Source organism: Plantactinospora sp. DSM 117369, assembly GCF_053764795.1.
The window spans coordinates 2,611,917-2,626,040 of the sequence record NZ_CM132446.1; the positions used below are offsets into that span (position 1 = coordinate 2,611,917).

The 14,124-nt window shown below is 67.0% G+C and carries 14 protein-coding genes and 1 pseudogene; 7 read left to right on the forward strand and 8 right to left on the reverse strand.

The window, feature by feature from the left end:
* Window positions 1-32 precede the first annotated feature (32 nt).
* On the forward strand, window positions 33-692 hold the full coding sequence (locus ACSMXO_RS11725) for a DsbA family oxidoreductase (RefSeq protein WP_455417710.1): 660 nt from the start codon (window positions 33-35) through the stop codon (window positions 690-692).
* A gap of 729 nt (window positions 693-1,421) precedes the next feature.
* On the opposite strand, the gene ACSMXO_RS11730 is transcribed toward ACSMXO_RS11725, so the two are convergent.
* Window positions 1,422-1,715, reverse strand: coding sequence for a hypothetical protein (locus ACSMXO_RS11730; protein ID WP_455417711.1), 294 nt, complete (start codon window positions 1,713-1,715; stop codon window positions 1,422-1,424).
* On the opposite strand from ACSMXO_RS11730, the gene ACSMXO_RS11735 reads away from it, so the two are divergent.
* Together ACSMXO_RS11735 and ACSMXO_RS11740 are read left to right on the forward strand one after the other, a co-directional pair.
* Window positions 1,714-2,676: a hypothetical protein gene (locus ACSMXO_RS11735; protein ID WP_455417712.1), complete on the forward strand. Its 963-nt coding sequence runs from the start codon at window positions 1,714-1,716 to the stop codon at window positions 2,674-2,676. The genes ACSMXO_RS11730 and ACSMXO_RS11735 overlap by 2 nt on opposite strands.
* Window positions 2,677-2,685: 9 nt before the next feature.
* Window positions 2,686-3,747, forward strand: a complete 1,062-nt coding sequence (locus ACSMXO_RS11740) for a hypothetical protein (RefSeq protein WP_455417713.1) — start codon at window positions 2,686-2,688, stop codon at window positions 3,745-3,747.
* Between the two features lie 16 nt (window positions 3,748-3,763).
* Here the strand turns inward: ACSMXO_RS11740 and ACSMXO_RS11745 are convergent, their stop codons facing one another.
* Window positions 3,764-4,255 carry a GNAT family N-acetyltransferase gene (locus tag ACSMXO_RS11745; RefSeq protein ID WP_455417714.1) on the reverse strand — a complete coding sequence of 164 codons (492 nt, stop codon included), beginning with the start codon at window positions 4,253-4,255 and terminating at the stop codon, window positions 3,764-3,766.
* 437 nt (window positions 4,256-4,692) lie between these two features.
* On the opposite strand from ACSMXO_RS11745, the gene ACSMXO_RS11750 reads away from it, so the two are divergent.
* Entirely contained in the window at window positions 4,693-5,271 is a 579-nt protein-coding gene (locus ACSMXO_RS11750) for a DinB family protein (protein WP_455417715.1), read from the forward strand.
* A 205-nt stretch (window positions 5,272-5,476) separates the two neighbouring features.
* Here the strand turns inward: ACSMXO_RS11750 and ACSMXO_RS11755 are convergent, their stop codons facing one another.
* On the reverse strand, window positions 5,477-5,896 hold the full coding sequence (locus ACSMXO_RS11755) for a hypothetical protein (protein ID WP_455417716.1): 420 nt from the start codon (window positions 5,894-5,896) through the stop codon (window positions 5,477-5,479).
* A gap of 216 nt (window positions 5,897-6,112) precedes the next feature.
* Here ACSMXO_RS11755 and ACSMXO_RS11760 point away from each other — a divergent pair, with 216 nt between their 5' ends.
* Window positions 6,113-6,562 (forward strand): hypothetical protein, encoded by a 450-nt coding sequence (locus tag ACSMXO_RS11760; RefSeq protein ID WP_455417717.1) that lies wholly within the window; start codon window positions 6,113-6,115, stop codon window positions 6,560-6,562.
* A 286-nt stretch (window positions 6,563-6,848) separates the two neighbouring features.
* On the opposite strand, the gene ACSMXO_RS11765 is transcribed toward ACSMXO_RS11760, so the two are convergent.
* Entirely contained in the window at window positions 6,849-7,631 is a 783-nt protein-coding gene (locus ACSMXO_RS11765) for a transposase (protein ID WP_455417718.1), read from the reverse strand.
* Here ACSMXO_RS11765 and ACSMXO_RS11770 point away from each other — a divergent pair.
* Complete coding sequence (locus ACSMXO_RS11770) at window positions 7,621-8,019, forward strand: DUF4279 domain-containing protein (RefSeq protein ID WP_455417719.1); 399 nt, start codon at window positions 7,621-7,623, stop codon at window positions 8,017-8,019. The two genes, ACSMXO_RS11765 and ACSMXO_RS11770, sit on opposite strands and share 11 nt — an antisense overlap.
* Window positions 8,020-8,190: 171 nt before the next feature.
* On the opposite strand, the gene ACSMXO_RS11775 is transcribed toward ACSMXO_RS11770, so the two are convergent.
* From ACSMXO_RS11775 to ACSMXO_RS11785, 3 genes and pseudogenes are all read right to left on the reverse strand, one after another.
* Window positions 8,191-9,363, reverse strand: coding sequence for an ankyrin repeat domain-containing protein (locus ACSMXO_RS11775; protein WP_455417720.1), 1,173 nt, complete (start codon window positions 9,361-9,363; stop codon window positions 8,191-8,193).
* A 226-nt stretch (window positions 9,364-9,589) separates the two neighbouring features.
* A pseudogene (locus ACSMXO_RS11780) lies at window positions 9,590-9,999 on the reverse strand (hypothetical protein); the annotation flags it as partial.
* 784 nt (window positions 10,000-10,783) lie between these two features.
* On the reverse strand, window positions 10,784-12,607 hold the full coding sequence (locus tag ACSMXO_RS11785; RefSeq protein ID WP_455417721.1) for an Hsp70 family protein: 1,824 nt from the start codon (window positions 12,605-12,607) through the stop codon (window positions 10,784-10,786).
* Between the two features lie 352 nt (window positions 12,608-12,959).
* Between ACSMXO_RS11785 and ACSMXO_RS11790 the strand changes: the two genes are divergently transcribed.
* Complete coding sequence (locus ACSMXO_RS11790; protein WP_455417722.1) at window positions 12,960-13,223, forward strand: DUF7161 family protein; 264 nt, start codon at window positions 12,960-12,962, stop codon at window positions 13,221-13,223.
* Window positions 13,224-13,493: 270 nt separating this feature from the next.
* Here the strand turns inward: ACSMXO_RS11790 and ACSMXO_RS11795 are convergent, their stop codons facing one another.
* Entirely contained in the window at window positions 13,494-14,063 is a 570-nt protein-coding gene (locus ACSMXO_RS11795; RefSeq protein WP_455417723.1) for a TetR/AcrR family transcriptional regulator, read from the reverse strand.
* Window positions 14,064-14,124 lie beyond the last annotated feature (61 nt).

Sequence of the window (14,124 nt, forward strand, 5' to 3'; positions counted from 1 at the left end):
GATCCGACGCTGCCCGCCATTCGAAGGTACCCATGAAGATCGAGATATACGCGGACATCCTCTGCCCCTGGTGCTACATCGGCAAGAGGCGCCTCGCCGCCGCTCTGGCCAAGATCGCCGACCGCGACCGGATACAGGTCGTCTGGCGTAGCTACGAACTCGCTCCGCAGGAAGGCAAGCTCCCCGGCCTGACGGCCGCCGAGGCGATGGCGGGCTGGTGGGGAGAACAGGCTTCCACCAGGATCATGCGGATCCGCGCACTTGGCGTGGCAGAAGGCTTGGAACTCAACCTGCACCGCGCGCGGCCGGTGAACACGTTCGATGCCCACCGGCTGTGTCACCTCGCCGCCGACCACGGTGTCGCCGACACGATGATGGAGCGCCTGCTCCACGCCTACCACACCGAAGGTCTCAACGTCGCCGAGCCGCAGACCCTCGAACGGCTGGGCAACGAGGCCGGGCTAGACCCAGCCGGCGTACGCACCCTGCTCCGAGGTGACGACTACGCCGAGCATGTTCGGGCCGACGAACGCCGGGCCGCCCAGCGCGGCATTACGGGCATCCCGGCGCTGGTGATCGACGGTCAACCGCCGGTTTCAGGTGTCCAGACCCCTGAGGAGCTACACCAGTTGCTGAACCAGCGCTTGGCCGCACTCGACTCCGCTGTACTTCGTAGATCGGACCATTCGTGAATGCCCGACGGAACGTCGCTGCGGACCTGCGTCCATACCAGACCGCGACGGCCACCGCCCGGCGCCCGGCCTGCACGACGACGGCCGCCGTCATCGAACCCGATCTCCGGGATTCGGAGAGCGAAACGCTCTCCGACCACCCGACCTCACCTAGCGTCATCCGACAAACAGCGAGAGTAGACATTGGACGGTGGTGACGGCACCGTAGGGGCCATCGTTAACGCCGAACGCGGCGCGCACTGGATCCTCACCGTCAAGGGCAACCAGGGGGCTGCGAAACTCGCTGCCCTCCTCGACGTGCGGGGAAGTGCGTCCGCAGGTCAACAGCGTGCGTCATCCGGCCGTGTGGGCGGTGTTGGACCGCGGTGCCTACGCCGCCCTGCGCGGCGAGTGATTCACCGACACTCCCACCCACACTTGGCGGAAGTCACTCGGCGGTCGCGTGGTGCCAAACCTTGATCGATGAGAGGACGAGCAGCGCGGCCAGTCCAAGAACGAGCACGGTATCGGGACGACGCCGAGCAGTAGGCCGCCCAGCACCGTCCCGGCGATCGAGCCGGCTGCCAGGACGATCGCGAGGCGGGCGCGCCGGCGTAGGACGGTGAAGCTGCCGTCGCGGCTGTAACGGGCGGAAGCGACAAGCATCGTCGGAAGTGACACAGCCAGCGTACGCGGATGCCGGGGTTGCCTACGCTCCCTGATGGCCAAGTTTCACCCACCTGGTATCCATCACGGGGCGCTCCGGCGAAACAGCCGCCGCCCGCCCAGCAGCAGCGCCGCTCCGCCGCCGAGCCCGGTCCCACCGATGATCAGCCCGTCCCGCAGCCCAGTTTCCTGCCGCCGCACCATTTCTTCGTAGCCGACCAGATCGGCGCGTCCATTAACGACGATGCGGCACAGGTCGCCTGGGCGCATAACTCCGCCATCACACGTCGGTGGTCCGCCATCGGCGCTAAGTAGCCCTCCGCACAACGCGACCAGTCCGGCGATTAGAGCACCGAACCCGAAGACCTGCATCAGCATGCCAACCGGCCCCATCCAGAGCCCCTTCGGGTATCGTCCGCCAGCCATCGCGACCCCCTCTGCGGCTAGGAGGGTCATCTGCCACTCCGGTGAACATCGACCCGCCGACGCCATGGTGACAACAACCGCTGAAATGTGCCACCTACGGCTCACAGTCACAGCCAGCCGCCGTGTGCGGCCACCAGCCGGACGCAGTCAGTCGCTGTGCCCGCCCAGCCGGATCGGGTGGACGGCGCCGTCGTCGTGGCGCAGCACGGCGATGTGGCCGCCGTACTGCGCGGCAACCGTCTCATGCTCGTCGCCGAGCTCCAGGCTCGGCCGCGTCCGTCAGCAGACCACCTTCCTGGCCAACGGCTTGACCCCGACGATGCGCTGGAAGCTGGACCAGGCCGGCGGCACCACCACCGCGGACGCCGCCGGCAACAACACCGGCACGGTCGGCGGCGCGGTCACCTGGTCCGCCGAACGCAGCGGCGTCGTTCACCGGCAGCACCGCGGCTTCGATCGTCGGTCAGCCGCCGGTCGACACCACCCGGGCGTTCACCCTGACGGCCTGGGCCAAGCTGGCAGTCAGGGGACCGATCGGCACGTCATCGCGATCGGTGGTGATCTCAACAATTCGGCGCTGAAACTCTTCTACGACAAGGCGGCCGACTCCTGGCGGCTGACCATGGCAGTCCGGAGAGCGGATGGCACGGTCGGTTTCCAGCCCAGCACCTCCACCACCGGGTCCGCCACCTCGGACTGGCAGCACCTGGCGGGCGTGGTCACGCCGGCGACCACGCCCGGCGGCACCAGCACCGCGCAGCTATATGTCCACGGCGCGGTCAAGGGGGCGCTCTCGACCACGGAACAGTTCAACAACCAGGCATCGATCTGCGTGTCGGCGCTCAAACGGCGGCGTCCGGGTTCTTCGCCGGTCTCATCGACGATGTTCAGGCGCGTCGGGGGCCGTCGGTAGCATTGGCCGGTGCTGTTCGGAAAGATCCTCGGGAAGAGCTGCGACGAGCTGATCGACGCGGCGGCCAGGCGGGACGCGGACGGGTTCCACAAGACATTGGAGCGGATCGCCGGCGCGACGACGAAGGCGAAGCCCCGCGAGGTGCAGGAGACGCTGGGCAGGCTCGCCCCACTGCTGGCGGAGGTCCCGATCGGCATGGGCGGCGATCTGGCCAAGGTGGCCGGCGGCATGACGGACTTCGGCGGCGATCCGATGGTGGTGCTGCCGACGCTGGTCCGCCGGGCCACTGACGCCATGGAGCGAGCGGCACGGTTCGCGACGGCGTACGGCGAGGCGTGCGGTGACCTGCCGGACGCCGAGGATCCGAGCCTGATCGAGGCGACCATCGAGCGGTTCGTCGGCGCGGCGCCGCAGGCGGGCCTGTCCGAGCGCGAGGCGTACGGCTTGGTGGAGGCGTGGTTCGCTGGCGGCGATTGGGTGCAGCCGGTGCTCTACCTGGCGCAGCGCAAGGAGGTGCGTACGGCGCTGCCCGAGCGGGCGCGCCTCACCGCGGCGATCGACGCCACCCGGGAGCACATCGGCACCGCGCACTGGTTGTACGGGCTGCTGCTGGTCGTGGACGACACGCCGCTGACCGTGCTGCACCGGCCGACCGGCCGGGGCCACCGGGTCACGATCAGCGGCATCGGTGACAACTTCCAGCTGCACACGCTCCTGGCCGCGAGCCTGATCGGTGACGAGTCGCGCGGGCTGCTGCCGGGCGAGCGGCCAAGCCCGGCCGCGATCGCTGCGGCCACCGACGGCGAGGACCTGACCCCGGCCGGTGGCATCCGCGGCCAGTTCAACCTTGTCGACGCGTACGGCGAATGGATCTGGAACGAGGGGCGCCCGGCGGACATCCCGCTGCTGGAGGGCGAGCGGATTGTCGTCCTCGATCCGCCCCCGTACGCAAGGTCATGGAACGCCGGCCGGCTCTACCCGCTGATGCGTCCGAGCCTGACCGTGGATCGCATCCTCGCTGGCGACGAGGCGGCGCACTGGCTCGGGATGGTCAAGCCGTCCCAGCGCTGAGGGCGGCCAGCGCCCATCAGGCGTCGGCCGTCAAGTCACGGACGTGGCGCAGCCCTGGTTGGCCGGCCAACACGACCTCGCCGACCGGGGTGAACCCGGTGCGCCGGAGCACCGCGAGCGAACCGGCGTTGTCCAGCGCGGCCCTGGCGACTAGGCGGCGCAGCCCGTACCCGTCACGGGCCAGCGCGCAAACCCGGCGGACCCCGTCGGTGGCGATGCCCCGCCCGGTCGCCCGTTCGGCCACCCGGAAACCGAGCTCGGCGCCACCGTCGGCGACGTCGACCAGGTTGAACCGGCCCAGCACCGCTCCGTCGTCGTCCACCAACACGTGGAAGTGGTGCAGGCCGGCGGCCTGCTCGGCGAGAAGTTCGGCGTGGCGCTCGGCGAACCCGGTGAAGTAGTCGTCGCCCCGGTCGGGCACCGACCGCGCGAAGAACGCCCGGTTCTCCCGCTCGAACCGGAGCAGCGTGGGGGCGTGGTGGGCATCGAGCCGTTGGAGTTCGGGCATCACGTCACCGTAGTCGACCGGCGGGGAAGGCCGCTCAGGACCCAGTTTCGAGGTGCCACACGCCCGCGCCGCCAGCGCGCGATCTCCGGCACCGACACACCCTGAGCGAACCACCCGGCCGCCTGCCGCCGTACCGCCTCCCGCTTCGCCCGCCCCCGCGCAGACAGACCACCACCATCGGGATATCTCATACCATCGATCTACCCCGGGTCTCACGCATTGAACCTTTTTCAACCTGGACCGCGCGGCGCTCACGCACCGCGTCCGACCTTGCGGTCCGCCGGACCGCAAGGGGAGGTTGAAAAAGGTTCATTACACCGATCACCACATCGGACGAACCTGGCCTTTCAAGATCTGTATCCGCCGGACGACACCACCTACGCAACCGTTTCGGCTGGCGCCGAACTGTTCTGCGCGGCGGTGAGATTCTGGGTGGCATGACAGACCTCGACGTCAAGGCGAATCTCCATCGATACCTGCGGGAGGCGCGCGAGGCGCTGCTCGGGAAGCTCGACGGGCTGTCGGAGTACGACGTGCGGCGCCCGCTCGTGCCGACCGGGACGAACCTGCTCGGGCTGGTCAAGCACCTGGCCACGGTGACCGCAGGGTATTTCGGCGAGGTGTTCGACCGCCCCTTCCCCGAACCCGTCGTGGGTCTGGACGAAGACGCCGAGTCGAACACGGACATGTGGGCCACGGCCGACGAGTCCCGCGACGACATCATCGGCCTGTGGCACCGTGTCTGGGTACACGCGGACGCCACGATCGAGACGCTCCCGATCGACGCGCCCGGCTCGGTGCGGTGGTGGCGACACACGCCGGTGACGCTGCATCTCATCCTCGTACACGTGCTCGCCGAGCTGAACCGGCACGCTGGGCACGCCGACATCGTGCGTGAACTGGTCGACGGCCAAGTCGGCTGGCGGTGGCCCGGCGACGACGTGGTCGATCGCGACGAGGCGTGGTGGGCCGCCTACCGCGAGAGGCTGGAATCCACCGCGCGCGAGTTCGCCTGAGGACGCGGTCCTTGCGCAACCCCCCGATGCTGTCCAATCCGTCCGGGAAACCGTTTGCATCATGCCAGCGGCCGTCCCAGCCCGAAGCCAAGGTCCCAGGCACGGATTTGCCGCCGAGCGAACGTCACCGATCGTGAGGGCAGACAGCGCGGACGAGCCGTTGGCAGTTCGTTGTGCGACCTCCTGCCGAGGATGCTGCTCCGAACTACCCGTTCGCTGGCGGCCGATGTGCCACCTCGATGGCGTAGGTGTCGGTCATATCGATGTCGGTGACCGCCCGCATAGTGGCCGCGTGCCCTTCCCGCTCGTGAAGCAGGCGTACCAGGAGGTACAGGGCGCTCTTGTCACCGCGCTGGGCACGCTCACGTAGTTCACCGTCGCGGCCTTCCTCGTACAGAAACCGGTCCAGCCTGCGTCGTGCGTGCACGTCAATCTCGGCTCGATCGACCAACTCGCGCAGCAGCCCGGCCTTGACGAGCATATCCATGTGCCACAGGTGCGCGTTATGCCGGTAAGGGTCACGGCTGTAACACTCGGCGAACTCACTGACCGTGGCGATCGCCGTAGCCCAGTCACCGCGCGCTTCGGCTGCTTCCGCCGATGCTTGGTCGAACCGCGATCTCACCGCATCAGTATGCCTCTGGTTGCAGTGCACTCATCTGCCACAGAGCGTGCGCGGCAGCCAGCCACAGACAGGTCACGCAGCGCGGCAGAGTTCGGCCGACATGCGGCGTTCGGTCGTGCCGAGGAGCGGATGCGGACGGGCTGGTCGTCTACAGACACCGGAGTTCGCTCTGCATACGCTGGCCGACACGGTGTTGGCCGGTCGTATCCTCGTCCGGTGACGGATGAGCAGGCTACGGAGAATGTCATCGATCGCCTGTTGCTGGCGTTGGCGGCGCAACTCGACACGTCTGCCCTGGCGCCTGGCGCGGTCGAGGCATTCGCCGATCTGAGCAGAGCCGAGGCTCATCTGATCTTCGGCCAGGCGGGCCATCTGGTGCACTACGGCGCGGATACCGAACCGCTGCAGACCCTCATACACGCGATCTCGGCCGTCCAACGCCGTGAGGCTCCGGAAGATGCCGCGGTCAGGCCGGGTGATGCAGTACGACTCGTGGGTGAGTTGCCGGAGAGTCTCGCCGGGTATGACGAGACGTGGCTCCGCGAGTCCGTATTCGTCGTCCGCTACGTCGGTAGGAGCCCGATGGTCGACGTGCAGTCGCAGCTGACCGAGGATTACGTGATCGCAACGGTGCCGGCCGCCAGCGTGGAGCCCTTGGGGAGGTAGCGCATCCCGCGGCACCGCCGCATCCGCTCGGGTGCGACTGTCGTACCCGCGTCTGGTCGATACGTCGGCGACAACCATCATGGCGGAGACGCCGACGAGGGTAAGGCGTGTCCGCCCACGTATCCGCTCATCAGCGTAAACCGCTTGAGTCACGCTCGGGGTCGGTGCCTCGTCCGTCGTCTGTCCCTGGATAGCCGTAATGGGGTTGGTCCCAGCAGCGCGTAATCGGATTGGTGAGACGACGGGTGGGGCTGCCCATGATGAGCGTCGAGGTGACCGTGGTCCCTCAACGCCGCGTGGGACTCGCCCGACCCTGCTTGACGGGCCGCCTTCTGATCTCAGGCGGCGAGGGTGTCACCGTGGGATGTGTGGTGCCGTGGGCGGCGATGACTGGGTTCCAGGGTTGGCCGGTGGTGATGACGGCGTGCAGGTGCCGCAGGATCGCCGCGGCGATCACGGCTTGGGCCTGGGTGACGGTGAGCTTGCTCTGCGCTCTGGTGGTCAGGTGGGTGAACCGGGCGGCGTAGACGGGGTTGGCGCGTTGCGCGCTCCAGACCGCTCGCCAGGCCGCCAGCCGCAGTCCGGGTCGGCCCTGACCGGTCAGTTTCGTGCGGCCGACGAAGTTGCCAGACAGCTTCTCCCGTGGTGCCAGGCCGGCGTGCTTCACCAACGCGTGGGCGGTCGGGAACCTGTTCGGGTCACCGGTCTGGGCCAGGATCGCTGCCGCACCGATCGCGGATACCCCGGTGATCGAGGTGGCCAACTCGGTCAGCCGAAGCTCGTCGAGGATCGTCGTCATCCGCAAGGGGAGGTTGAAAAGGTTCAGCGACCAGATGAGGCGCCGGAGCCGTCCGCTCGTGCCGAGTTGAGTGCGCTGCCGTCGATCCCGGGGTAGATATAGGCGCGACGCGGCGATACGGCTCGCACTACTCTTTACGCCGATGATGGATAACAGGTGCAGCGATTTTCCGGCCGATTGCGTCCAGCGTGCGTACCTATATCTGGTACGGAACGTCGAGGTGACTGGGCCGCCGTTCACGCCCAGCGATGCAGCTCTGATGGCGTTCAACCCCGACGAGGTAACAAGGCTGATAGGACTTCAGCCGACCGAAGCATGGTACTCCGGCGATCCGGTACCGGGAACATCAAGATCACGACGGTTCAGCAGTTGGACGTACGGCCTGCCAGAGGTACGCAACTACATCACGGAAGAGGTCGTCGTTTCCCTACTGGAGGCCATCGAGCCGTACGCCGGAGGTATCGACACGGCTTGCCGCACCTTGGGCATGCGTGCCGGCATCATGGTGGTCATCACCATGCACGGCGACCGCAACACCAACGATGGTGGACTTCACGTGTCCACCGCGGCCATCACGTACACCTTGCAGACCCTGCGGCGGCTGGCCAAGCTGGGTGTGTCCGTAGAGCACGACCAGTACGTTCTCTTACCCGACTAGCGAACCCGCCGCCGCATGCAGCATTCAACTGCCGCAGATCGGGCTCGATGCAACGGGAGGAATAGTCAAGACCTGTGGACGAGTTGTTTGCCCGAGATGCGCTCGGGGCTGACGGGAATGCTGGCGGTATCGACCGCCATCCGTGCCACGGGCCGTCACGAGCTCGACCGGTCAGGGGCAGTCCCAGACCAACGTGACGTGGTCGTGGTGCCGCGGGCACTGGAGGACGTAGCCAACGCCGTCGTAGCTCACGTCGCGCCATTGATGATCTTCGGTATCATGGAAGATCTGCAGGATTAGTTGGTCCATCAGATGCCCGCCCTTCGGGCAGGACGGGTAATCGTTGTCGTGTATCCAGCACGGCCAGCCGCCGAGTTTGTCGCGGTTGCGGTTGAGCTTGAATTTGGCGCGCCGCTCGTCGTCTGTCAGCCTCTCGTCTGTCAGCGACTCTACGTAAGGTTCGTACTCCTCTAGATAGGTGGGATAATCCTTGATCGGACGGTGCCATCCGGTGATGGGGTGCGCGGGAATCACCTCGACTTCTTCCGGCGCTTCCGCCGTTGCCGAGCGGCCGGCCGAGTCGACGATCCGGATCAGGTTGCCATCGGGGTCGTTCGCATCGCATTCGATGCAGTAGAACATTTGCAGCAGCCCAGAACCGAACCGGTTGTCGCCGACGCCGGGCGCCTGGTCGAGGTCGATCTGACCGAAGAAGGTCAACGCCCCGATGCAATTTGCGCACAGGGGCCAATGTTCTCCAACAAGGAGCCAGGGCAGTCCGCCGTACTGCGACGGGTTGTCCGTCGTCGCGGCCTCGCCGTACTCGATGATGGGTTTCCAGGCGTCGCGCGCGGCAGCAGCCAACTTTTGCGCGACCCGCTCGATGTCGGGCTCGTCTGCCGCAAGCGCTCTGGCTCCCCGCTTTAGCAGCAATGAGATGACGGCCGTGTCGCCGAGGTCTTCCGCGACATCCAACGGGCGGCGCAGTTCCCACCCGGGGATCGTGTTCACGTCGGCGCCGGCGTCGAGCAGGACAGCGACGGCCTCGACAATGCTGCCGCGGATCGCCTCGAACAGTGGCAGCCCGTCGTTCGAGTTCGGTGAGGCACCGGCGGCGAGCAACGCGCGGACCAGGGGCGTGCCGCCGGACCGGGCTGAGGCGAGCGCCAGCGACGTGTCGAGGCTCCGCTGCTTGGGCTGCTGTCGCAGGACGCATTCGAGCAGGTCGAGACGCTCCTGCTGGACGGTGATATGGAGCGCGCGCTCGACGGCGTCCGCATGGTCACCGAGGTATGTCGACAAAGCGACCGCGTCACCCAGATTGACGATCTCCCGAGTGTCCACGCGTGGATGCTAGGCCAGTTTGCGCTTCGTTGTGGATTGGATGGTGACGGCTGTGATGTCAACGAACGCTCGCTGGCCGGGTCGGGAGGCTGGTACCTCGGTGACCAACCGCTGGCCGCGCCGCAACGCGGTCAGCTTGTCGGTAGGCCACTGCTGCCCGCTGCCTGCTGCCCGCTGTCCGTCGGGCGGGTTGGCGTGCTCACGCGGCAACCGCCTGGGGCGGTCGCTCGACGAGTTGACCGTTGATGAAGGTGCCGCCGGCGCGGCTGCCGCCCCTTTCGTCACTCTGCTGCGGTGGCGGACGGTGGCAAAGGTGGACTCGATCGGGTTCGAGGTGCGCAAGTGCACCCAGTGAACCTTTTTCAACCTCCCCTTGCGGTCCGGCGGACCGCAAGGTCGGACGCGGTGCGTGAGCGCCGCGCGGTCCAGGTTGAAAAAGGTTCAGTGCTCGGCCGGGTAGTCGTAGAAAGTCAGCAACAGCACCTCAAGATCGTCGATGATCTTCGCGACCGCCTTGCTGAACTTCGCCCCGTACAGGTCGGCGAACCGCTTGGCCGCCATCTGGGCGTGCCGCTTGTCCTCGGCGTTGTAGATTTTGCCGAGGGCGGCCTTCGCGCCGGGATAGGCGGACTTGGGTCCAACGCCACCGACATACCGCCACGACCGATCGCCGACCTGACCGCCGCACGAGTGCGCCGCAGGGGATCCTCAACGGGTTGATCAACGAATACGCCCAGGTGGCGTAGCTCTGACCGACTTTCCGAGCGGTACGCGAGATCCCCGCGAAGGACCCGGCCTGGGTTGACAAGGCTGCACCCGGACCCCCACGCCCGGGCGAGGATCGCAACGACCCCGAGCCAGCCAAACTCCGGGATATCACCGCTGGATTGGGGTTATGGGCGTAGCTACGATGTTGCTGAGGGTACGCCTCATGGATCCTTCGCCCAGAAATCCCGACGGCTATGTTTGTATATCGAAACACGGCAGGACAACGGTGATGCGGTAACCGGCAAGACCGCGGTCGGAAGGCAGATCCGTTCGCGCACATATCTGCGAAAATGTTAGGGACGTTTTCGTGTTGATACGAGAACTTTTGTCGGACCCAGTGGCGGACATGCCGGCTATCGAACCGGATCTTGATCCTTTGTGATCTACCTGGCTCTTGCGAGAGAGAGTGTCAGGTGCTTGATATTCGCATTAATGCCCTTCGATCGATGACGGCTGTGCTGCTTGAGCAACGGGCAGCCTTTGATTCTTTGAAGGGTAACCGGGGATAATAGTGGTGCGCGGAATTCGCGATGAAACGATGCTGTCAGCCCAATGTCACGACGTCTAATGCCGAATCTGCCCAGATCTCATAGACAAACTTGATCCATGCGGAGCCTGACCCAGCTCAAGGTGCTGGAGGCGGTGCACCTGGCTAGGTGGGGCTGGCCGCCGGTTGTGGCTTGTCCCGGCGCAGCTCGATCGAGTAGAAGCTGGAGACCTGGATCATCGTGTCGCCGGTGCAGGTGTAGCGCTCCGGTTCGATACTCATCGATATCTTTCCACCGTTGGTGTACCTGCCGTTGCGGGTGAACTTCCAGTTCCCCTTCACCTTCGGGTTGCTGTAGAGCAGGAAACCGTCGTCGGTGGTCCGGTAGCTCAGGGTGCCGCCGCCGGAGGTGTGCTCCTCCCAGCGTTCGCCCTTGTATACGGCCGCGCCGACGATCCGGCCATCGAAGGTGATGGTCAAGGTGCCGTCCGCCCGATAGGTCTTCTTCTGTCCGCCGCGGCTGACGAACTGCACCGGATGACCGTCGATCTTGAGGTCCCGCTGCTGCGACGTTGCCGTCCAGGAGCCGAGGACGCAGGGATCGATGCCGGGCGGCAGGGTCGGGGTGGGGGTGGCGGCCGGGTTGGTCGGGGAGCTTGTCGGGGTCGGGCCGGCGCCGGCCGGGGTGCGGCCGGGGCCGCCGTCGAGCAGGCTGAAGCCGGCGAAGGCGGCCAGGATGACGAGTACGAGGGCCGCGCCGACCATCGCCGGTCCGCGTACCCGGGATCGCCGGGAGGGCGGGATCTGCGTGGCCAGCGGCTGCTGGTCGGCTACCGGGAGGGTTGGCTCGCCGGCCAGGGCCAGGGTGACCGGGGCGCCGTCCGAGACCTGGGGGGTCGGATCCTCGTCGGCGGCAGGCTGCGCCGTGGTGAGCAGGCCGCCTTCGGCGACGACGAGTTCGGGCTGGTCGACGCTGGTGGGAGCGAGGTCGAAAGCGCGGTGCAGCGTGGTGGTCACGGCGGGCATGCGGGTGGAGCCGCCGGCCAGGAAGACCGCGCTGAGGTCGCTGGCGTCGATGCCGGCGGTACGCAGGGCGCTGCGGGCGGTTTCGATGGTGCGGTCGAGTACGGGTGCGGCGAGTCGGTCGAGTTCCTCGCGGCCGAGCGGGAGTTCGATGTCGAGCAGCGGTACGTGGATCAGGGTGCTGCTGGTCCGGGCGAGCATCTCCTTGCCGGCGCGGACGTTGTCCCACAGCTGGCGCCTGGCCCGCCGGTCGGACAGAGTGGACGGTTCGACCAGCTTGGCCCAGGCCTCCGGGGCCCGAGCGGAGAGCACCGTGCCGAGGTGGTTGAGGATGGCGGCGTCGATGTCAAGTCCGCCAGAGTCGGGGCGGCCCTCGGTGGCGAGGACGTCAAAGCCGTGGGTGGTGCGGCGGAGCACGGTGGCGTCGAAGGTGCCTCCGCCGAAGTCGTAGACCAGGGCGCAGGTGCCGACCGCGATCCGATCACCGGCCACCGCGATCAGCCGGTTGGCGGCGGCGATCGGCTCGACCATCAGCCGGACTCCGGGCAGTACGGTCTCGGCGGCGGCGAGCAGGGTGGCCCGGCGTTGGTTGCCCCAGGCGGCCGGGTAGGTGAGCACCGCCTCGTTGATCGGCGCGTCGGCGGTGCGGCTGGCCTCGTCGGTGACCCGTTCCAGTACGGCGGCGATCAGGCGCTCGACCGGTACTTCCGTTTCGCCGAGCAGGACGATGCGGTCGTCGATGCAGCGCTTCGGGTGCGGTTCGAACCATTCGGGGTGGGCTAGGCCGGTGTGTTGGGCGTCCCGACCGACCAGCAGCCGGCCGGACTGGTCCGCGCAGACCGCCGAGGGCAGCAGGGGCGAGCCGTCGAACAGTAGCGGCCGGGGCTCGCGGCCGGCGTTGGAGAGCACCGCGACCGTGTTCGACGTGCCAAAGTCGATGCCGAGCCGGATCATGCCTACGCCCACCGGAACTACGTTATACGGTGCCGTCACTGGAGGACCCGGCAGAACTGGGCCACCTGAACCTGATGGTGCGTGGCCCACCTCCACCCGTCCTGGTTGACAGTCTCGGGCGGTATGCCGGCGAGGTGTTGAGGGTCTCCCGGTCAGTAGGGACCGCGCGGTACAGGGTCACCCGTTCAACAGTCTGCCGTTGTGTAATAGAAGCGACTGAACCCGGAACGACACTTGGCACGTGCTGTCTGGGCAGGCGCTTAGCGGTGCCGGTGGTGGTGCGGCGCCGGGATCTGGTGCACGATCCGGACGGTCGGTACCTTGCCGCCATGCGAGGTCCCGAAGACGAAGAAGGGCTCAGCACATGAGCGAGGGCCAGGGCCTCACGCCGCTGCGCTACGACCAGACGGGTCTGCGAGGCAAGCTCGCCCAGGTTCTCGTCGAGGAACCCACCGATGAAATCGATTGGCCCGCCGGCCTACCGGCGGGGATCCGAACGGTTGTCATCCTTGACGATGAACCAAACCCACATCACACCTTGCGGGTGCACCCGCCGGACGACCCCAGGCGCATAGCCTTGGTCGTATTCGACCAGCTGGCGCTCTGCGAAAATCTATCGGAGACGTGAGGACCATGGACCCGCGACGCGTCGCGCTCAACCGCCGGCACAGCAGGGAGATGGGTTTGCTGTTCGCGGGATTCCTCGACACCCATCCAGATGTCGAGTCCGAAGTTGACGGAGCCGAGATGACGGCAGACCAAGATGCCGCGTGGAGTGCCTACAGCGCTGAACTTTTCGGTCGACAGCAGGCCGAGCGATCCGCACTCGCGGACGAGATCGAGGCCGAGCAGCGACGGCGTGGCGGCGGGTGTCCACCGGCGGCGGCCAGCCGTGGCGCTACGTCTTGAGGAGATCCAGCAGAGTCGATTGGTAGTAGGTCTGCCACGACGACGACCCGCTCCAGGCCGGCTTGCGCGTCCCGTACGCGCGTTCGAGCGTGAAAAGGCCGTGGCAGGTGGCCAGGATGCGCCGGGCCCGTTCCGGGCCGACCTGTTCGGCAGGCGCCGCGACGACCCGGTCGATCGCGTCGATGCGTACGTCGTCGGAGATCTCGAACTGGTCGAGCGGATAATCGAACACCAGCCGGTACGGCTCGTGATAGCGCATCGACCAGTCGCGTAGCGCCAGTGCCCAGTCCTCGACCAGGGCAGTGGGTCGACGTCCAGTGGGGGGCGTCACCTCGGCGACGAGATCCTCGACCAGGGCCTCGTACACGGCCTCGATCATCCCGCGCCGGTTTCCGAACTTCGTGTAGACGCACATGGTCGAACGACCCGCGGCGGTCGCGACCTTCCGCACGGTCAGGTCGGTGATGCCCGTGCTCTGCAGGACGTCCCGTGCTCCAGCGATCAGCCGATCGCGCACGCTCGGCTCGTCCGGTGGGTTGTCGGCCCGCTGCCTGGTCATCTGCCGCCGCTCCGCCCTTTGGGGTCCGTTGCCGATTCGTGTCTTGTGCTTCCACCCGCCA